The sequence below is a fragment of the Armatimonadota bacterium genome (assembly GCA_017993055.1).
GTDB lineage: Bacteria > Armatimonadota > UBA5829 > DTJY01 > DTJY01 > JAGONM01.
Genome location: JAGONM010000002.1, coordinates 132,648 through 151,269 on the forward strand (window position 1 = coordinate 132,648; position 18,622 = coordinate 151,269).

21 protein-coding genes and 3 tRNA genes are annotated in these 18,622 nt (G+C 61.1%); 12 read left to right on the forward strand and 12 right to left on the reverse strand.

Going from position 1 to position 18,622, the window contains the following annotated elements; all coding sequences use genetic code 11:
- Together KBC96_01435 and KBC96_01440 are read left to right on the forward strand one after the other, a co-directional pair.
- Positions 1 to 75 (forward strand) — tRNA-Gly (locus KBC96_01435).
- 3 nt (positions 76 to 78) lie between these two features.
- Positions 79 to 153, forward strand: a tRNA-Cys gene (locus KBC96_01440).
- Between the two features lie 16 nt (positions 154 to 169).
- Here the strand turns inward: KBC96_01440 and KBC96_01445 are convergent.
- Genes KBC96_01445 through KBC96_01455 form a run of 3 tightly spaced genes read right to left on the reverse strand, consistent with a single transcriptional unit; the run spans position 170 to position 3,186 of the window.
- Positions 170 to 1,549, reverse strand: a complete 1,380-nt coding sequence (locus KBC96_01445) for an MATE family efflux transporter (protein ID MBP6963047.1) — start codon at positions 1,547 to 1,549, stop codon at positions 170 to 172.
- A 5-nt stretch (positions 1,550 to 1,554) separates the two neighbouring features.
- Positions 1,555 to 2,046, reverse strand: a complete 492-nt coding sequence (locus tag KBC96_01450; protein MBP6963048.1) for a DUF1232 domain-containing protein — start codon at positions 2,044 to 2,046, stop codon at positions 1,555 to 1,557.
- Positions 2,047 to 2,094: 48 nt separating this feature from the next.
- A complete protein-coding gene (locus KBC96_01455; protein ID MBP6963049.1) occupies positions 2,095 to 3,186 on the reverse strand; it encodes an acetoin utilization protein AcuC in 1,092 nt (363 codons plus the stop codon).
- A gap of 251 nt (positions 3,187 to 3,437) precedes the next feature.
- Here KBC96_01455 and rpmE point away from each other — a divergent pair, with 251 nt between their 5' ends.
- From rpmE to KBC96_01485, 6 genes are all read left to right on the forward strand, one after another.
- Complete coding sequence (gene rpmE, locus KBC96_01460) at positions 3,438 to 3,671, forward strand: 50S ribosomal protein L31 (GenBank protein MBP6963050.1); 234 nt, start codon at positions 3,438 to 3,440, stop codon at positions 3,669 to 3,671.
- 2 nt (positions 3,672 to 3,673) lie between these two features.
- Positions 3,674 to 4,369 (forward strand): FAD-dependent thymidylate synthase, encoded by a 696-nt coding sequence (locus KBC96_01465; GenBank protein MBP6963051.1) that lies wholly within the window; start codon positions 3,674 to 3,676, stop codon positions 4,367 to 4,369.
- 121 nt (positions 4,370 to 4,490) lie between these two features.
- The gene (locus tag KBC96_01470) at positions 4,491 to 5,411 is read left to right on the forward strand and encodes a DUF1385 domain-containing protein (protein MBP6963052.1); all 921 of its coding nucleotides are present in this window, start codon (positions 4,491 to 4,493) and stop codon (positions 5,409 to 5,411) included.
- Between the two features lie 49 nt (positions 5,412 to 5,460).
- Complete coding sequence (gene prfA, locus KBC96_01475; GenBank protein ID MBP6963053.1) at positions 5,461 to 6,534, forward strand: peptide chain release factor 1; 1,074 nt, start codon at positions 5,461 to 5,463, stop codon at positions 6,532 to 6,534.
- Between the two features lie 19 nt (positions 6,535 to 6,553).
- Complete coding sequence (gene prmC / locus KBC96_01480; protein MBP6963054.1) at positions 6,554 to 7,402, forward strand: peptide chain release factor N(5)-glutamine methyltransferase; 849 nt, start codon at positions 6,554 to 6,556, stop codon at positions 7,400 to 7,402.
- Between the two features lie 19 nt (positions 7,403 to 7,421).
- Positions 7,422 to 8,072, forward strand: coding sequence for a threonylcarbamoyl-AMP synthase (locus KBC96_01485; GenBank protein ID MBP6963055.1), 651 nt, complete (start codon positions 7,422 to 7,424; stop codon positions 8,070 to 8,072).
- Here the strand turns inward: KBC96_01485 and KBC96_01490 are convergent.
- The 9 genes from KBC96_01490 to KBC96_01530 form a co-directional block, all read right to left on the reverse strand.
- Positions 8,054 to 9,109: a DNA polymerase III subunit delta' gene (locus KBC96_01490; protein ID MBP6963056.1), complete on the reverse strand. Its 1,056-nt coding sequence runs from the start codon at positions 9,107 to 9,109 to the stop codon at positions 8,054 to 8,056. The two genes, KBC96_01485 and KBC96_01490, sit on opposite strands and share 19 nt — an antisense overlap.
- Position 9,110: 1 nt before the next feature.
- Positions 9,111 to 9,440 (reverse strand): cyclic-di-AMP receptor, encoded by a 330-nt coding sequence (locus KBC96_01495; GenBank protein ID MBP6963057.1) that lies wholly within the window; start codon positions 9,438 to 9,440, stop codon positions 9,111 to 9,113.
- Positions 9,437 to 10,075, reverse strand: coding sequence for a dTMP kinase (locus KBC96_01500; GenBank protein ID MBP6963058.1), 639 nt, complete (start codon positions 10,073 to 10,075; stop codon positions 9,437 to 9,439). Before KBC96_01500 ends, KBC96_01495 begins: the two co-directional genes overlap by 4 nt.
- A gap of 9 nt (positions 10,076 to 10,084) precedes the next feature.
- On the reverse strand, positions 10,085 to 11,617 hold the full coding sequence (locus tag KBC96_01505; protein ID MBP6963059.1) for an AAA family ATPase: 1,533 nt from the start codon (positions 11,615 to 11,617) through the stop codon (positions 10,085 to 10,087).
- A gap of 289 nt (positions 11,618 to 11,906) precedes the next feature.
- A complete protein-coding gene (locus tag KBC96_01510; GenBank protein ID MBP6963060.1) occupies positions 11,907 to 12,608 on the reverse strand; it encodes a prepilin-type N-terminal cleavage/methylation domain-containing protein in 702 nt (233 codons plus the stop codon).
- A 91-nt stretch (positions 12,609 to 12,699) separates the two neighbouring features.
- Positions 12,700 to 13,422 carry a prepilin-type N-terminal cleavage/methylation domain-containing protein gene (locus KBC96_01515; protein MBP6963061.1) on the reverse strand — a complete coding sequence of 241 codons (723 nt, stop codon included), beginning with the start codon at positions 13,420 to 13,422 and terminating at the stop codon, positions 12,700 to 12,702.
- A 111-nt stretch (positions 13,423 to 13,533) separates the two neighbouring features.
- Positions 13,534 to 14,364, reverse strand: coding sequence for a prepilin-type N-terminal cleavage/methylation domain-containing protein (locus tag KBC96_01520; protein MBP6963062.1), 831 nt, complete (start codon positions 14,362 to 14,364; stop codon positions 13,534 to 13,536).
- 270 nt (positions 14,365 to 14,634) lie between these two features.
- Positions 14,635 to 15,366, reverse strand: coding sequence for a 16S rRNA (uracil(1498)-N(3))-methyltransferase (locus KBC96_01525; protein MBP6963063.1), 732 nt, complete (start codon positions 15,364 to 15,366; stop codon positions 14,635 to 14,637).
- 204 nt (positions 15,367 to 15,570) lie between these two features.
- On the reverse strand, positions 15,571 to 16,869 hold the full coding sequence (locus KBC96_01530; GenBank protein ID MBP6963064.1) for a GGDEF domain-containing protein: 1,299 nt from the start codon (positions 16,867 to 16,869) through the stop codon (positions 15,571 to 15,573).
- A 153-nt stretch (positions 16,870 to 17,022) separates the two neighbouring features.
- Here KBC96_01530 and KBC96_01535 point away from each other — a divergent pair, with 153 nt between their 5' ends.
- The 4 genes from KBC96_01535 (at position 17,023) to KBC96_01550 (ending at position 18,508) form a co-directional block, all read left to right on the forward strand.
- A complete protein-coding gene (locus KBC96_01535) occupies positions 17,023 to 17,511 on the forward strand; it encodes a 3'-phosphoesterase (GenBank protein MBP6963065.1) in 489 nt (162 codons plus the stop codon).
- A gap of 79 nt (positions 17,512 to 17,590) precedes the next feature.
- Positions 17,591 to 17,989, forward strand: a complete 399-nt coding sequence (locus KBC96_01540) for an STAS domain-containing protein (protein ID MBP6963066.1) — start codon at positions 17,591 to 17,593, stop codon at positions 17,987 to 17,989.
- A 91-nt stretch (positions 17,990 to 18,080) separates the two neighbouring features.
- Positions 18,081 to 18,156, forward strand: a tRNA-Lys gene (locus KBC96_01545).
- Between the two features lie 139 nt (positions 18,157 to 18,295).
- Positions 18,296 to 18,508 carry a hypothetical protein gene (locus KBC96_01550; protein ID MBP6963067.1) on the forward strand — a complete coding sequence of 71 codons (213 nt, stop codon included), beginning with the start codon at positions 18,296 to 18,298 and terminating at the stop codon, positions 18,506 to 18,508.
- Positions 18,509 to 18,622 lie beyond the last annotated feature (114 nt).

Below are 18,622 nucleotides of genomic sequence, written 5' to 3' on the forward strand. Positions count from 1 at the left end.
GCGGGAGTAGTTCAGTGGTAGAGCACCTGCTTCCCAAGCAGGTTGTCGCGGGTTCGAATCCCGTCTCCCGCTCCATGAGGCGTGGTACCCAAGTGGTAAGGGAGCGGTCTGCAAAACCGTTATGCACGAGTTCGAATCTCGTCCACGCCTCCATCCATCTTCTTTACGCCTAGACCGCCGTCTCCTGCCACCTGCTGCACCTGAAGACCGCCAGCATCACCAGCCCGGAGAGTATAGCCGTCGCAGACATCGCGATCCACGCCCCGTTTGCGCCCATTTGAAGCGTGATCGCCAGGTAATAGGTCAGCGGCAGCCGTGCGAACCAGAGTGTTGCTATCGTCGCAATCGCCGGAACGCGAGTCGCGCCCGCCCCCTGCATCGCGCCCGTGAGGATCATTGAGAGCGCGAGGAACGGCTCGGAGATCGCGTTGATCCGCAGGTAGCTCACGATCAGCGACCGAACTACCGCATCATTGGTGAAGAGCCCCGCGATCGGCGCGGCCAGCACGAAGAATATCACCCCCGCAATGCTCATCACCCATATGCCCTGCCACGCGGCCGCCCATGCGCTCGCGGTGGCTCGCTTCGGTTGATCGGCCCCGAGGTTCTGCCCGACCATCGAGGTCGCCGCCGTGCTGAAGGCGAACCCGAGCATGAATGCCAGCGCCTCGGTCCTGATCCCCGCCGTCAGCGCTGCGATGGCGAGATAGCCCTGAGAGGTCAGCCCGAGTATCGAGTAGTAGGTCATGGACGCGCCCGTCCGCAGGACTCCCTGGACGGCAGCCGGCAGCCCGATGCTCAGGATGCGCCTGAACCATCCCCAGTCCGGCGACCATCCGCGCATGAGCGATCCGCGAAGCGGGGACCGCGCCAGGTATACAGAGAGCATCAGCGCGCCCATCAGACGTGAGATTCCGTTCGCGATTGCCGCACCTGCGACCTCAAGCCGGGGGAGAGGTCCTATGCCGAAGATCAGCAGATAGTCGCCGCCGACGCTCACCGATGTCACGACCGCCATGACGATCAGCGGCGTCCACATGTCGCCCATGCCGCGAAATACGCCGGTGAGGATCAGCAGTAGGTAGTAGGGCGTCACCGAGAGCATCAGGATATACAGATAGCTGAGTCCGAGACGGAGCGCATCGCCCTCCGCGCCCATGAACCTGAGTAGCGGCCTCCCGATACCGACGAGCAGCAGCCCCGAGACGATGGAAGCGATCACGCCCAACAGGATCGACTGCCGGACGCTCTCCTCGGCCTCTTCCGGCTCGCCGGCGCCGATGAACCGTGCCACGAGCGCGGTAGTGCCGACCCCGACCGCCGTGACCAGCGCCATCAGCACCATGTTGACCTGGCTGGCGAGTCCGACTCCGCTCAAGGCCGCCGGTCCGAGCTGCCCGACGAAGATGCCGTCGAGCATCCCGTTCATAGTCATCAGGAACATGGTGATCATCGTCGGCCAGGACAGCCACCAGACCGTAGCCCAGACTCGGTCTTCGCCGACGATGCGGTCTCTCGTAGTCACGGCGGAATCTGGTCTTGTTTCCATAATGGTCAAGACCCCTCGGACTCGCGGCCGGCCTTCAGGCTGTCGCGGATCTCCCTGCCGGCGTACCTGCCCACGCCGAGCGTGAACGCCGCTCCGAGCGAGAGGCTGAGGCGTATGCGTTTCAGTACCCGCAGGCCGTGGAGTTTGACGGTTTCGAGGTCGGCGTCCAAGGTCTCCGGGCCGAGCCCGCACTGCTCCAGGAGTGCGCTCGAGCGGCCCGGCGGGAGGGATCGGAGGATGTAACGAAGGGCGAGAAGGACCACCGCTAGGTCGTCCATCTGGCCGATTACGGGAATGATGCCCGGTATGGCATCAATCGGGCTGACGGAGTAGCCGAGCGCGCCCATCAGCGCCGCGCGCTGCCTTGTGGAGAGACTGGAATCACGGATTAGCAGCCACGAGAGCTTGGCGTACTTCGGCAGCCGTTGTACTATCTCAGAGACGTCGCGGGCGAGCAGTGGGTTGCTGCGTCTTGAGGTCGGGTCCTTGTCGTGCATGCGGAGATTCTAGTCGCTGATGCGGAGCAGTGTCAAGACGGTTGCCGTTCAGTCAGGACTCAGGCCGTGCAGCGGGAAGACGAGGCGTTTGATCGCGGCCACCGCCTCCTCCGCGTCGGGCCTTACGTTGTGCCTCTGGTGGCGCGAAACCGGAGGGCGGACCGTGTCGTGCAGTCGAGCGGTGCCGTACTTGCGGGCGTACTCTTCGGGAATCTGGTCCGGGAGATCTCGGCCGGCCATGAGGCCGTACGCGAGCGTCCAGAGTCGGGGGACCGCCAGAAGATTGTAGCCCCCGCCGCCGAGGGCGACCACGGGCCGCCCGAATGAGAGGATTCGATCCACCAGCGACGTGAAACCGCTGCTCGTGAGAATGAGGTGTGCCAGAGGGTCGTCGAAGTGGGCATCGACGCCGAGTTGGGCCACTATCGCGTCTGGCTGATATGCCTCGATGAGTGGCGGTACGATCTGGTCGAAGGCCCAGAGGTACACGTCGTCGGGCGTGGAAGGCGTGAACGGGATGTTCACAGAGCAGCCCTTGCCGGCCCCGACCCCGATCTCTCTCGGGTAGCCCGTGCCGGGAAAGAGGTAGTCGCCGGACTCGTGAAGCGAGATTGTCAGAACTTGGTCGGTGTCGTAGAAGATGGATTGCACGCCGTCGCCGTGATGCGCGTCCAGGTCTATGTACGCGATGCGCTTGAACCTGGGTCTGAGACGCTCGACCGCGATCGCCGCGTCATTGAACACGCAGAAGCCGCTGGCGCGGTCAGGCAGCGCATGGTGTAGACCGCCCGAGACGTTGAACGCACGGTCGCATTCTCCGCTCGCTACCAGTTCGGCGGCAAGCACGGATGCACCGGTATAGATCAGAGACGCCTCGTACATCCCTGGGAACGGAGGGTTGTCCAGCGAACCGAACCCGCTCCTGGTCCTGGCAGGGCTGTAGTCGCCGTCGCTGAGGGCCTTCACGACGTCAATGTAGGCTGGAAGGTGCACGGTTTCCAGGTCCTCGCGCGTGGCTGGTTCGGGTGGCACGAGCACGGAATCGCCGCCGATGAACCCGCACGCGGAGACGAGTTCGTATACGAGCCTCAGCCTTTCCGGTCTCAGAGGGTGATTGCGCCCCAGGTCGTAGCAGGTCATTTCGCGGCTGTATATGAGAGCAGTCTTCGGCATGTTTCGGTGCAACTTCGCGATCCAACTATGAGTATCTGTTCAATCCCGAGCGACACAAGTCCTTCATACCCGAAACCGCCGGCCGCACCGCCGTCCGAGTCCCAGGGAGGGTTGCCATGCGCGCGCCATTGTGGTATAATACCTTGTTTCCGGGGAGCGCAGATCGCATCGCCGGACTGCCTTGAAACCCGGCAATCGCTGACGAGGGAGAGATTCGTTTGAAGAAGGGCATACATCCAACATACGGGCCGGCTACGGTGCATTGCGCGTGCGGCAACAACTTCGAGACTCAGTCTACTACCACTGATATAAGAGTCGAGATTTGCTCCGCGTGTCACCCGTTCTTTACCGGTCGGCAGAAGATTGTGGACACCGAGGGACGCGTCGAGAAGTTCCTGCAGAAGTACAAGATGGCCGACAAGGGCTCCGAAGCTCCGAAGTCGGAGAAGTAGTCTTGCGGGTCTTGCTGCTCAGTCACACCCAGCAGCCGGAGAAGACGGTTGCCGCGGCGATAAGGCTGTGCTATTCTTCCGCCGGCATCGAGAGCATTCGAGACCGCATGGACGATGCAGAAGCGGCTCGGCTGATTGAGAAGGTGCTCGGGCTGGGCCATTTCTCCGTGCTGGAGCATGCGTCGTTCACCCTCGGCATCGAGGGAATATCCCGGGCCTGCTCGCATCAACTGGTGCGTCACCGGCTTGCTTCCTACTCTCAGCAGAGCCAGCGCTACGTCACGATGAAGAACCTTGAGTTCTTCGCCCCGCCTGCTGTCGCCGCCGACGAGCATATCGCCGAGCGGTACTATTCGCTTATGGCCCAGTGCAGGCAGTGCTATGATGAACTGCTCGCGTCCGGGATCGAGGCCGAGGACGCCAGGTACGTCCTGCCGAGTGCGGCCGAGACGAACATCATCATGACCGCCAACGCGCGAAGCCTTCTCAACTTCTTTGAGTTGCGAATGTGTACCCGAGCGCAGCACGAGATCAGGGAGCTTGCGGCCCTGATGCTCGCGGAGGTCCGGAAGGCGGCTCCGATTCTCTTTGCTAACGCGGGGCCGGCCTGCGAATCCCGTGGGTATTGCTCCGAAGGCGAGATGACCTGTGGTCGCGCCGAACCGCTCGGGCATCCTTCGGACGACGATCAGTCCTAGCGGTTTTGACTCCATCTCAATCTTCGACGCAGTATGGTCTGTACCGAGGCTCGGCCGCTGCATAGGAGGGAACGTGTCAGAGAATACCGCATACGGCGGACAGGCGGTCATCGAAGGTGTCATGATGCGCGGCCCGAAGTTCTACGCCGTCGCGTGCCGCCGCGCGAACAACGAGATAACCGTCCGTCAGGAATCGGTGGATGCGATCCTTGGCAGGTTTCAATGGCTGAACAAGCCCTTCCTTCGCGGCACTCTGGCGATAATTGATGCGATGGCCTTGGGGATGAAAGCCCTCATGTTCTCCGCGAACCTTGCGATGGAGGACGTCGAGAAGGCCGAGGCTGAGAAGCCCGATAAGTCGGGCAAGCCGAGGAAGGTCAAGGCCAGGAAGCCCGGCGTCCAGAACATCAATGACATCGCCGTCTGGGGTACGATGGTTTTCGCTCTCGCGCTGGCTGTCGGAATCTTCTTCGTTCTGCCTCACCTGATCACCGGACTCTTTCAGAACACGATCAAGAACCCTTACTGGTTGAATGCTATCGAGGGGCTGGTGAAGTTCGTGATATTCATCGGGTACATCCTAGCGATCTCGATGATGAAGGACATCCGCAGGGTGTTCGAGTTCCACGGCGCGGAACACAGGGTGATAAACACTTACGAGGCCGGGCTGGATCTGACTGCCGAGAACATAGACAAGTACGGCACCATCCATCAGCGCTGTGGAACGAGTTTCATACTGATCGTGCTGGTCGTGAGCATCATTGTCCATATGTTCCTGGGCTGGCACTCGGCCTGGTACCTGAGGGTCCCGATCAGGCTGGCGTTTCTGCCCGTCATAGCCGGAATCGCGTACGAGACGATCCGCTACGCCGGGAAGCACAAGGAGTCCAGGGTACTGAACGCGCTTCTCTCTCCCGGGCTGCTGCTCCAAAGAGTTACGACTCGCCCGCCGTCGGACGATCAGGTAGAGGTTGCGCTTGCTGCGCTGAACGCCGTGTTCGAGAAGGAGCGCGAGTCCGCTCCTCAGCAGGAGACCGTTTAGCGAACTCGCCCTTGGCACCGGCCGGACTACCTATAGGGGGCATTCCGCCTTGTACGAGCGATTGAAGGAAGTCGAAACGCGATACGAGGAACTCACCCGCAGGATGAGTGATCCGGGGGTCTTCAACGATCCAAAGGCGTATCAGCAGGTGGCCAAGGAGCACTCGAGCCTGACGGAACTCGTCACCAAGTATCGGGAGTACAGCAGCGTCCGACAGCAGAAGCTCGATACCGAGGAACTCCTGCACGAACAGCTCGACGAGGAGATGCACGCAATGGCCCAGGCCGAACTCGATGAACTCAAGGAGAGGGAGTCGAAGATCGAGGAGCGGTTGAGGGTCCTGCTTCTGCCGACCGACCCGAACGACGATAGGAGCGTCATGATCGAGATTCGAGCCGGTACCGGAGGGGAGGAAGCCGCCCTTTTTGCCGGGGAGCTTCTGCGGATGTATATGCGATATGCAGAGCGACGGCATTGGAAAACCGAACTGATGAGTGCGAATGAGACCGGTATCGGTGGATTCAAGGAAGCCGTCCTCGCGGTTGACGGTCGGGGAGCATACAGCGTTCTCAAGTACGAGAGCGGCGTGCACCGTGTTCAGCGGGTGCCGGAGACCGAGAGCGGCGGCCGGATTCACACCTCGGCGGCGACGGTTGCCGTCATGCCGGAGGCGGAGGAAGTTGAAGTCGAGATAAACACGGACGATCTCGAGGTAGATACCTTCCGCTCGTCGAGTGCCGGCGGACAGCACGTGAACAAGACGGACTCGGCGATTCGGATCACCCACAGGCCGTCAGGGATCATCGTGAGCTGTCAGGACGAGCGCTCCCAGCTCCAGAACAAGGAGAAGGCGATGCGCATGCTTCGAGCCATGCTGCTCGAGCGAATGATCCGGGAGCAGCAGGCCGAGATCAGCGCTTCCCGCAAGAGCATGGTCGGTAGCGGCGATCGAAGCGAGAAGATCCGCACCTACAACTTTCCTCAGGGTCGCATCACAGATCATCGTATCGGGTACAGCGTCTTCAGCATGGACGCCTTCATGGAGGGCGACATCCAGGACATGCTCGATCACCTCATCGCGGCCGACCAGGCTGAGCGCCTCAAGGGAGCGGAAGGAAGCTAGAGATTGAGAGGAGGGGAGTGTGGGTGATTCGACCGTCCACGATCTCCTGAGTGACGCGGTCGCGCTGCTCATCAAGTCAGGAGTAGATACCCCCGCGCTCGATGCCGAGCTTCTGCTTGCCGAAACCGTCGGCTTGTCGCGCACCTTCGTGATTGCCCACCCGGAGTACGTCCCTTCGGGCGAACACCGAGTCCGTTTCCTTGAGCTGTTGAATAGGCGCTCCGAGAGAATGCCGCTCGCCTATATTCTGCGCCGCCGCGAGTTCTACGGCCTCGAGTTCGAGGTCGGACCCGGCGTGCTGGTGCCTCGGCCCGAGACGGAGAGACTCGTCGAGACCGCCGTCGCCGTGCTGAGCGGCGCGCAGCGGGCAATCGCCGATATCGGTGTCGGAAGCGGCGCGATAGCTGTTTCCCTCGCCGTCTCGCTCCCGAATGCGCAGGTCTACGGTACGGACACTACTCAGGTTTCGCTCGACATGGCCCGAAGGAATGCGGAGCGGCACCGGGTGGCGGATCGTGTGCATCTAGGTCTGGGCGATCTGTTCCAGCCCCTCATAGGACTGCGGTTCGATGCCGTAGTCTCGAACCCGCCGTACATTCCGTCTGCCGACATTGCCGGCCTTCAGCCTGAGATATCGCTGTACGAACCGAAGGACGCGCTCGACGGAGGCCGGGACGGACTTGACTACTACCGGCGCATCATTCCGTCGGCGAGGACGTTCCTTCAGCCAGGGGGATGGCTGTTGGTGGAGGTCGGCTCGAACCAGGCGAAGGATGTATGCGAGATGTTTCGCGAAAGCGGGTACGAAGAATTGCAGGTAGTCAACGACTATGCGGGCCTCGAGCGGGTTGTTCTTGGGCATATGTGACCGGACTGGAGGTGTCGGAATGGATACGGCGATTCTGAAGGTGGATGCTCAACACCCTGCTCCCGAGGCCATTCGATTTGCCGCCGAGGCGATCCGGCGTGGTGAACTCGTCGCTTTCCCGACCGAGACCGTCTATGGACTCGCCGCCGATGCGCTCAACCCCGTCGCCGTCGCCCGTGTCTGCGAAGTCAAGGGACGTCCTGCAGACAACCCGCTTCCCGTCCAGGTCGCGGGCGTTGACAGGCTGTGGGGAGTCGCCGCCGAGATTCCTGAGATCGCCTTCGAACTCGCTCGTCGGTTCATGCCCGGACCGCTTACCATAGTCCTTAGATCTCGATCCGAGTTGCCCGAATCTGTCACTGCAGGTACTGGCACGGTCGGCATCCGAGTTCCAGCCCATCCCGTCGCGCTGGCGTTGCTCAGGGCGGCCCGAACTCCCATCGTTGCCCCGAGCGCGAACCCGTCGGGCCAACCGCCGCCGCTCAACGCGGAGGAAGTGCACGCGTATCTGGGAGGCCGCATAGGGTGCATTCTCGATGCCGGCGAATCGCCTCTTGGAGTTGCGTCGACCGTCATTGACCTGACTGCCGATTCGCCGAGGATTCTGCGCGATGGCTCGCTCAGTCGAGATGAACTGCTGGAGTTCCTGGGTCAGGCTCGGGAGCGCTGATCGGGACGCAGGCCGAACAGCATGTTCTCGAGCGCGAGTTGTGCGGTGATGTTGCCCTCGAGGTACCGCCTCGTCCTCATGATCCCCTCGATCCCCGAGCTTATGCGCTTCCGGGAGTACATCGCGGCGTGGTCGGCCAGAGCATCCGCGAAATCCACGTTGCAGAGGACGGCGCTATCGCCGCGCACCGCTATGGAAAGCATATCCGCGTACCACGATTGCACGTGGTCGAGGAGCACCTGCAGCCTTCGCGCCGATGTCAGGCCTTCCTCCTTTTCGCTCTTGCTCGGCTCGGCGATCTTGCGCAGCATCTCCGCCGCCCTCAGAGTCGCAATCGGAGGGGACTCCGCCCACCACCTGACTGCTTCCAGTGCCGCCCGTCGGTCCTCCATCGTCCTCGGGTCTTCGGCCATGCCTATGGCCCGCCCGACGGCACCCTCGGCCGACGCGGCGATGATCCGGATCTGCTCGTCGGGAAGGTCGCATCTCAAGCGGAGGACGGCCTCGATTTCGGACGCGCTCGTGGTGTGGAATCTGACCAGCCGGCACCTGGAGCGGATCGTCTGAAGCAGCGAACTGGGGTTTCGGGAGAGCAGTATGATGATCGCGTAGTCCGGAGGCTCCTCAAGAGCCTTCAGGATGCTGTTCTCGGCATGAGTGTTGAGAGTGTCCGCCTGTTCGATGATGTAGACCCGGCGTTTGCCGTTCACGGGAGCGTATACGAGATTCGCGACCATGTCGCCCGTCTGCTTGATGAGCGTCTGGTTCTTCTCCGGGCATATCACCCGCACGTCGAGGTCCGTGCCTGCCTCGATCCGAATGCAGGAGAGGCAGTTGCCGCAGGAGTCACCGTCGGGCCCGGGGTCTTCGCAGTTCAGGGCGGCCGCGAATGCGAGAGCCGTCGAGGTCTTGCCCACGCTCTTCGGTCCGGCGAACAGATACGCATGCGCGAGGCCGACCGTGCCGGATTCCCTGTGCAGCGAGGATCTAAGGGCCTGGACAGCCGCGTCCTGCCCATGAATATCGGCGAACCTCATGCTAGAACCGCTCGAACCTCTCCACGTCAACGACGAAGATGACCGCACCGCCGACAAGCACCTTGACCGGGCTCGGCATGAACACCCCGACGGGGCCCGCATCAGGCGGTACGAAGTTCGCGTACTGCTCTCGTGTCTTGCAGCTCTCCTTGATGACATCTACCAGTTCGTCAAGGCGCTTGGCCTCCACGCCGATCAGAAACGTGACGTTTCCGTCCCTCAGGAAACCGCCGGTGCTCGCCAGCTTGGTAAACTTGAAGTTGTTGCGAAGGAGCGCTTCCGAAATCCTGTTCTTGTCTCGATCGTGTATGACGGTGATGACCAGTTTCATCGTTCGCCTCCCGGTTGTGTGCTGAGTTCCAGCTTCCGCTCGACAATGGCGAGGATCTGCTGGTGAATCGTCTCGATATCACTCATAGCGTCCAGTATCGTAATGCGCTCGGGGTTCAGCGAAGCCTCTCGCAGGAAGCCCTGCCTCACTCTCTCATGATAGTTCAGGGCCTTGCGCTCCATCCTGTTCCATTCCTGTTGGCGCTTCAGTCCGGTCTCCGTGTCAATGTCGAGCAGAAACGTCATGTCCGGCTCGAGTCCGCCGGTGGCGAACGAGTTGAGTCGGCGGATGACGTCGAGATCAACTCCGCTTCCGTAGCCCTGATAGGCCACTGTGGAATCCGCGAATCGGTCGCAGATGACGACGCATCCCTGCGCGAGATGCGGTCGTATCACGGACTCGGTGTGCTGAGCGCGCGCCGCCTCGTAGAGCAGGACCTCCGTCCTGTCGGCGACCGAGTGGTCGGCGCCGTCGAGGAGGATCTTTCTGATCTCCTCGCCGACCGGATCGCCCCCCGGCTCTCTCGTGAGCTTGACCGATACTCCCCGTTCCAGTAAGGCGTCGGCCAGCAGTCGGGCCTGCGTGGACTTCCCGCAGCCTTCCGGTCCCTCCAGGGTGATGAAGCAGGACGGCAAGCTGTCCTCCTATGGTCGCGATATGCGTACGTGTCGGTACGGCTCCGTGCCGATACTCTCCGAGACCAGACCGTGCTCTCCTGCAAGCTGGTGCTGGAGCCTGCGGACGTAGCTCGTCTGAGGCATCAGTTCGATATGGTCTTCGTCGCCGTCGAGAATCCGTTCGATCGCTGTCCTGGCCTGGGAGAGTGCGGCATCCTCGTCGCCGAAATCGGACACGCGGAAGATGGACCTGACGACGTTCGCGATCTGTGTGTAAGTATTGCTCTTGACGACGTAGACCGGGACATCGCCGGATGATGCCTCGCGCAGCCTTGTGGGTTCCTTCCGAGAGTGCGCTTTGAGGGTTATCACGACGTCGGCGCTTCCCGCGTCCTTGGTGATGTAGGCAGGCACCTTCATCTCGCGTATCGCGCGTTCGAGTCGGTTCCTGCTGACCCCGTAGGGGAAGATACGCACTGTCGCGGGCAGGGGTTTTGTCCCTGATATCGGTTGCTCGTCCAGCGAGAGCTCCTCAACCGTTCTGGTCTCGATATCGGCCTGCTGAAGAACCTCGACCTCGCCCTCCGGGTTGCGGACTCGTATCTCGGGCCTGGGAGGCGATCCCCTGAGCAGTCGGTCTACCACCATCGCCACGTCGTGGTGGATCGCCAGCTTGTCCATGTCCATGATCTCGATGACGGCGTCGAACGTCGGTGGCGCTTTTCGCTCGAGCACGGTTTTCTGAGTACCCCGCCGCTTGGCCTCCTCGTCGCTCAGCGTCACCGCCTGGATTCCTCCGATGAGGTCCGATAGTGTGGGGTTCATGAGCAGGTTCTCCAGGGAGTTTCCGTGCGCGGTGCCGATGAGCTGTACGCCGCGCTCGGCGATCGTCCGCGCGGCAAATGCCTCCGCCTCCACGCCGATCTCGTCAATGACCACGACCTGCGGCATGTGGTTCTCGACTGCCTCGATCATCACGGCGTGCTGCATTTCCGGTGTCGCGACCTGCATCCGGCGCGCGTGGCCGATCGCGGGGTGGGGGATGTCACCGTCCCCCGCGATCTCGTTTGAGGTATCGACGATCACCACCCGCTTCCTGAACTCGTCGCTCAGGACCCGGGCGACCTCGCGCAGCTTGGTGGTCTTGCCGACGCCCGGTCGGCCCAGCAGCAGGATGCTCCTGCCGCTCTCGACAACGTCCCGGATAATGTCTATCGTGCCGTAGACCGCTCGACCTATCCGGCACGTCAGGCCGACGATCTTCGACTGGCGGTTGCGTATCGCCGATATGCGGTGTAGGGTTCGCTCGATTCCGGCGCGGTTGTCCTTGCCGAACTCGCCGACTCGTGACACGACGCAGTCAATGTCCTGCGGCGAAATCTCGATCTCGCAGAGTTCGAGGGTTCTTGTCGGAAATCGCGCCTCAGCCGGACGCCCCAAGTCCATCACGATCTCCAGGAGGTCTTCTAGGTCCGGTTGCTTGTCGAGGCATTCGCGGATCGGCGGCGGCAGCACGTCAAGCAACTGGGCCAGATTGTCGGTAATCCTCTCCTGTCGCATCAGGATATAGTCCCCCAACAGGCGTCTCGCAGGAATCGTTGCGGGCGCCAGTTCCATCGCAGCCTGTCTCTGTACGTTTCGACCAAGGACGCGGAATTCCTTTGCGAGGAGGTCGGCACAAGGACGGACTCCGGGAACGGCCGGTCACAGGGACTCGACCGATAGCGGGCAAGAGGTCATCACCGTCGGACGCCCTGCGAGTGCGAAACGGCCGTGCCACTTGTGACAAGGGACAGCAACCCGGAGCGGGCCCTGCTGTCCCTTCGTTCGGCAAACTCGCCCAAGCTATCTATGGGTTTGGCTTCGGTCCGGTGAGCCTCAGCCAGACCGCTCTGTCAGTCTGATTGTCCAGAAGACCGTATCGGTCCGGCGTCATCGAACTGGCATGGCCGTCTATCCAGAGGACGCTTCCTGTGCCGTTGTGCCTGCCGGGGAACTTGCGCCCGTCATTGACGGTCGGATCCGGCGCGAATGCGCTTCCCCCCTGTCCCTGTCCGGGGGCGGGCTCCCAGTCACTTTCTGCGATGCGGACTGTCTGGGATGGATATTTCGCCTTTGACACCGAGTAGACGATAGGGTTGTTTCCCGCGTTGAGCCAGCCTCCGACGCGGCTGCTCATGCCGTACGACCTCTGGTAAGCCCATCCGAGCAGTTCTTCCTCGGCGGCGGCCGGACAGCGGAAAATCTTGCCGAGGTTGGCATTGTTGAACGTTCCGCCTTCAATCTGTCTGAGATAGGGGTCGAGAAGCGAGTACCATATGCCCGTCATGGCATTGAAGGGGGCGCCCCAGGGGACCAGCACGTCGCCCCATGCGGATTGGTACATCTCGCATGCGACGCCCAACTGCTTCATGTTGTTCAGGCATGTAGTCTGTAGGGCTTTCGCTCTGACCTTGGCAAAAACGGGGAAGAGAATCGCCGCCAGAATGAGAATGATGGCGATGACAACCAGAAGCTCGATGAGGGTGAATCCTCGCTGGGTTCTGCGCATCGTCGTGTCCTCCAGGTAAGAGTTAGAGGAATCTGAGCGACGGACATCTCTGAGGATGCCCGCCGCCCTCAACAAACCGAGCAATGCGTGCCTACGAAGGGTTCGGTTTGGGACCAGTCAGTCGTAGCCACACCGCAGAGGCTCGGGTGTACCCGGCCGGCGCGAGGTACGTCGCCATTGTCATGGTTGACACGTGGCCGTCAATCCACAGCACGCAGCCTTGGTCGTTGTGCCTGGTTGCGAATCTGTGGCATGTCGGATCATTGTCAACGTAGGCCGAAGGCAACGCGGCAAAGAACGATCCGCCGACGGCTCTCCACTCGGTTTCTGCGATTCGTATCGTCTGTGACGGATACTTGGCTTTGGAGGTGGAGACGACTATGGCCTGCGCCGGCGTCGGGTTGACGGCCTGCCAGCCGCCGCAGTACGTGTTCATGCCGTATGAGCGCTCGAAAGCCCAGCCCGCAATCTCTTCTTCCTGCGCGGCGGGGCATCTGAACAGCTTGCCGAGATTGCCGGCAACGGCCATGTTATCGGCTGTGATCTGCTTCAGGTAAGGGTTGAGCAGCATAGGCCACATGCCGTTTGGTGTCCATGCGAACGGAGCGCCGTACGGTACCAGGACGTCACCCCAGGCGCTCTGGTACATCTCGCACGCGATGCCGAGCTGCTTCAGGTTGTTGAGGCACGTTGTCTGCAGTGCCTTCGACCTGACTTTCGCAAACACCGGGAACAGGATGGCGGCCAGTATAAGGATGATTGCGATTACAACCAGCAGTTCAATAAGGGTGAAACCCCTTTGTCTGCGAACCATTTTGATTTACCTCCCATCACTCCGATTCACATCGGGTGGTCAGGCAGGAGCGGCCACAAGGACTGCTCCTGCCGCTAGTCTCATCAGCGCAAGCGGACGATGCCTCGCCTGCTAGTAGTATATGGGCTTGTCCTTGATAACATCCCACAGCTTGTTGTTGAGGGCCGCGCCTCTGCGGCTGCCGCTCTTCAGCCAGCGGTTGTTGGTAACGAGGTCTTGGGCATCGAACGCCTTGACATGCCCGTCGCAGAACGCGACGTTTGTCTTGTCGTTGTGCCTGGGGCTGACGAACAGGGAGTTCTCCGCGATTTGTGCCCCAAGTGTGTTGTCGCCGACCGGAGTATTCGCATAGGGCGGGAACGCCCAGATTGACCTGCCTTCAACCAGCAGAATCGTGTCCGAGCTGCTCTCGAGGCGGGATACCCTGGTCGCGGCTGATCTGAACTGCCAGGAGCCGTACTGCGACGGATTGGTTAGACCTCCGCCGGTCGAGCGAGGGTTGATCGGCAGTCCGAGATATAGGAAGTTATAGCCGTAACTGTGCCAGTCGGGAGGCAGGTTGTATACCTTCCATTTCCTCTCGCGTTCGGCGCAGTTGAACACGCCTCCCATCAAGCCCTCGGGGCCGTTGACGATGGAACCCTTTTGTACGTAAGGGTCAATCCGTTCGACCCATGTCGCTCCGACCGCATTGGCAGAGATGTTCTTCTCGCCGGCTGTCGGGGTGGATGGCCATCTGGTGCACGGGAACTTGTCGTCGTTATCTCCCGCGTACGATAGAATCGACTTCGAGAGCTGGCCCATATTCGCCATACAACTGCTCGCTCGGGCCTTGGCTCTGGCGGCTGCGAAGACCGGGAACAGTATAGCAGCCAGGATAGCGATGATTGCTATGACGACCAGCAGTTCGATCAGTGTGAATCCTTTCCTGTCTCTGATCATGAGTCACCTCCTCCTTCAAGGTGTGAAATGATGGCGGATGCCTGAAGCAGTACATCACCGAACCTGCGATGATACTCTTCGCTCCAATGACAATAACGGATTTGGTCGGACAAAGGTTACGCCCCTGCAGGAGAAACGCCGGGGCGTGCGCGTAAACCTCTGAAAACCAATTATTCCACGCACAATCTAGCATACGCGGATCGTTTTGTCAAGGAAGTTTTTGCCCCTGTAACCGAGGATTCCTTCGCGGTATTTCCGCGGCGATACGTGCTACCCCAGAGCCGAAATCAGTATCGCCGAGGCCGCTATCGCGGCCGTCTCGGTTCTCAGCGTTCGTGCCCCAAGTGATATCGGTGTCGCCCCGGACTCTCTTGCCGCTTCGACTTCCCCGGCCGTGAGTCCGCCTTCGGGTCCGACTATCATCGTGACCCGAGTCTCACCCCTTAGACGAGGTAGCATCGAAAACAGTTCCACATCCCGTTCCCGTTCCCAAGCGACGAGAACGGCGCCTGAGCCTAGCGTCCGGTCCAGTGCCTCTCGATACTCGAGAACGCTCTCGACGGAAGGCAGGCGGACCCTGCCGGACTGCTCGGCCGCCTCCCTGACTATTGCCCGCCATCGTTCCATCTTCGCTTCCACCTTGTCTGAGGCGATTCTGGCGACAGAGCGTTCGGTTGTCGTTACAATGAACTCAGCGGCCCCAAGCTCGGTGCACTTCTGGAGGATAAGATCGAGCTTGTCGCTTCTGGGAAGGCTCTGGATGATCGCAAGGCTGACGCGCGGCTCGGTGTCAGGGCAAGATGTGTCCAGTACTCGGGCGGCCGGCCGGCCTGACTCGTCGAGTTCGATCTCGACGCCGTACTCCCGTCCGGATCCATCGAAGATCGCCGCGCGGTCGCCGGGCTTCATGCGGAGTACGTTCCGCAGCTGCCGCTGCTGATCCTGCGAGAACGATGCTCGACCCGCCGCGATGCTGTTTTGGGGGACGTAGAATCTGTGCATGGTCGTAGAGTCCGCGGCACGGGTCGACCTCACCGTTGACCCCGGTATGCCCCACTAACGCCCGTGCTTGCTCTGCCGAAAACGACTACACACGAACGAAGATGTGTTCCGCGGCGGTGTGCGGGACTCCTCCTGCGATAGCCGGGGTGTCTCGGAGGTTCTTTTGTGCGGAGGATATCTTGATGAACGGTCAGTGCGCGGGACTCAGATGATGCCGGACAGCTGGCGGTTGACCGCGTCGAGGAGTGCGGCGGCGGTCGTGCGGTATCTGTCCTGCCTCACGATCGCGCTGCCGGTCAGCCTGATCTCGGTCTGAGGCGTCACCAACACGGCCTCGACGAGCACGACCTCGTCCCCCAGTCCGCTGTTTATCGGATGCACGCTGTCCACAACGATGCCGTAGCCTTCGGGAAGGAACTTGTGTATCGCGCCGGCAACCGCCTCCCCGACCAGGCGGAGTGCGTTGTTTCCCAGAGCGAATCCGCCGGAGACCTGAGACTCGGTGACGTCTCCGTGAGCAAGGTGCACTTCCACCCGGGCGATTGAGCCGCTTTCCCAGGAAAAGTTGAGCGATCTGATCTCGAGCCGCGTGCCGACCGTCGGCTTATCGTGCTCCGATGCGGGCTCGATCGCGGCTGCAGCGGGCCGTTCAGCGGCGCGAGCGGCCTGGGTTGCCGTTGCGGCCGCGCCGGGTTTGTTTTCGGTGCAGGCTTTGCTCGCGAGGTTGATCAGGTTGTCCAGGGTGGCCGCATAGTGCATGTCCTCGCGTTCCTTCGTGCGCTTGCCGCCGAAAATCCCGAATGAAGCGGTAACCGGCTCGGGGAGTTCGTGGTTGACGGCGTTCCTGAGCTTCCCGTCGAGCAGAGCTGCCAGTTCGCGGGCGTCGTCCCGGTTTCTCAGGGTAACGATCGCGAACTCGTCGCCTGCGTAGCGGCAGAGCATGTCCGTGTCCTCGTCGGTGTTCGCCAGCAGAACGTCGGCAACGTGTTTCAGCACCTTGTCGCCGACGATATGTCCGTACTGCTTATTGAAGTGGCCGAACCTGTCCAGGTCTACGAATATGACGGTAATCTCCGAGCCGCCCTTGAGTGCCGCGATTCCCCAGTCTCGCATAGCGTCAGCTCTCGGGAGTCTCGTCAGTTCGTCGAGTGACTTTCCGAGTTCCGGCAGCAGCATGGCGGCGGTGACGACTCCGATCAGCCGGCCGTCCTGAACCACGAGCAGTCGTTCGGCGGCGGTCTTGGCCATCAGGTCGGCGGCGTTGGAGACGCTCAGTTCTGGAGGTATGGTCACGAACTCGCGGTCCATCACGTGCTCGATGGGGATGTCGTTGTCCTTGCCGAGAAGGTTCATGTGTTCGACGACGCCGACGATGCGCTCGCCTTCGATGACCGGCAGCCCGCTGACATTATGGTTCTTCATAAGGAGAATAGCGGTCTTTACCTTGTTTTCGGGACCAAGTGAGACGCCGTCCCCGGCCATAATATCGCGAACTGTGCCCATGAGGTGGAAGGAACCTTTCGTGAAGTTATGTGCAAGTTACCCTGCTGTAGTATATCACGCTTGGCAGGAATTGTGTACCCGCAGAAATACGGGATTGAAGGTTGTTACGGGGCAATCGGAGTAATGAGTGCCATGGGTAGCGGAGGCCATATGATGTCCGAAAAGGGTTTCCTGAAAGAGTATACGGAGAAGCGTCAGTTCGACAAGACGCCTGAACCCGTGCCGGAGGTTCGGGATACCGGCCTGCGCCGTTTTGTGGTGCAGGAGCACCATGCGTCCAGGCTGCACTGGGATTTCCGGCTTGAGATGGACGGCGTGCTGAAGAGCTGGGCCGTTCCCAAAGGCCCTCCTGAGGAGTCAGGCGTGCGGCGACTGGCCGTGCAGACGGAGGACCACCCCGTGGCGTACATCGACTTCGAGGGCGAGATAGAAGAGGGCCAGTACGGCGCGGGATCCGTGATGATCTGGGATACAGGCACGTACGATCTTGAGGAGAGGGACGAGAAGAAGCTCGTGTTTGTCCTGCGCGGGGAGCGGCTCTCGGGCGACTATGTACTTGTCCACACCGGGGACGAAAACTGGCTGATGCTCAAACGGAAGCATGACAGCGTGTCGGGGCAGGAAGAGAGCGATCGCGCGTAGAAGGTATTTTGGAAGGGCATGATCTACCGACAAGATGCTTCATGCGCTTTGCGGAGTGTGCCTGGGAGGTCATGCTGTCATGCTTGAGATCAACGGAATCAGGGAAGGCCGGTGGATCGTCGGCGATCTCGGCAACAACCGCGGCATCCACACCGCCAGACTGGCCGGAAGCCTTGACGAGCACACGGTTGGGCAGCTTCGGGAGATGTCCGAGGTGGTTTTCGATCAGAAGGGCTTCTCGATCGGGGACGACTTTCTCATCGACTTGGGTGCTGTAACCGAGATTGACCACGTCGGCTTGGCGGCTCTGATCGGCATTCTGATCGCGCTGTCCGCCAAGGCTGGGAGTCTCGGTCTGGTACTTCCGGAAGAGCATCCCGTGAAGCGTGCGCTTCAAGTTACCGGTCTTGAACGCGCCTTCGACATATTCGACGATCAGGCCGCAGCCTACGAGAAACTGGCCGCGGCGACCGACTAGCTAAGGCGGGTCGGGAGGGTTCTCCGGCGTGGTTCGCCATGAACACGACGGTTGAATCCTGGATGCGGATGTGATACAATTCCGTATCTGTGGGCCCGTAGCTCAGCCGGTAGAGCAACGCCCTTTTAAGGCGTGGGTCGTGCGTTCGAGTCGCACCGGGCTCACCAGTCCTCTGCAGTTCGCCCCCCAAGAAAAGCAGGTATTGTTCCCGCGGCCGAAGTATAGTATAATGACGTTAGCCAAGCTCGGCGTCTGACTGGCGAATCGCCGAGTGGGATCGTACAACTCAAAGAGGAGGTGTAGCGATTGTCACCGATGACCATTGCAGGGACCCCGGTTGACATCAGGCTCTCGAAGACGCCGGAGGGCGGCTGGATTGCACGCGGCCGCATCTACGATGGCGTACTTCCGGGTGATGAGCAAGTGGATGTCACGGGGGCCAGCCGCAGAGAAGCGGAGTCCCAGTGCAGGGAGAGGCTAGAGCGGCTGATTCACGCCCTGGAGCACGGGACCGAATAATCCGTGTGCCACGTGAGTCTTCGGATGCGGGGGACTGCCGAGTTTCGGTCGTCCCCCGTATCGCGTTTGACACGGTATTAGCCCTGTGCTAGCATTGTGCAGCCTCTGATCGAG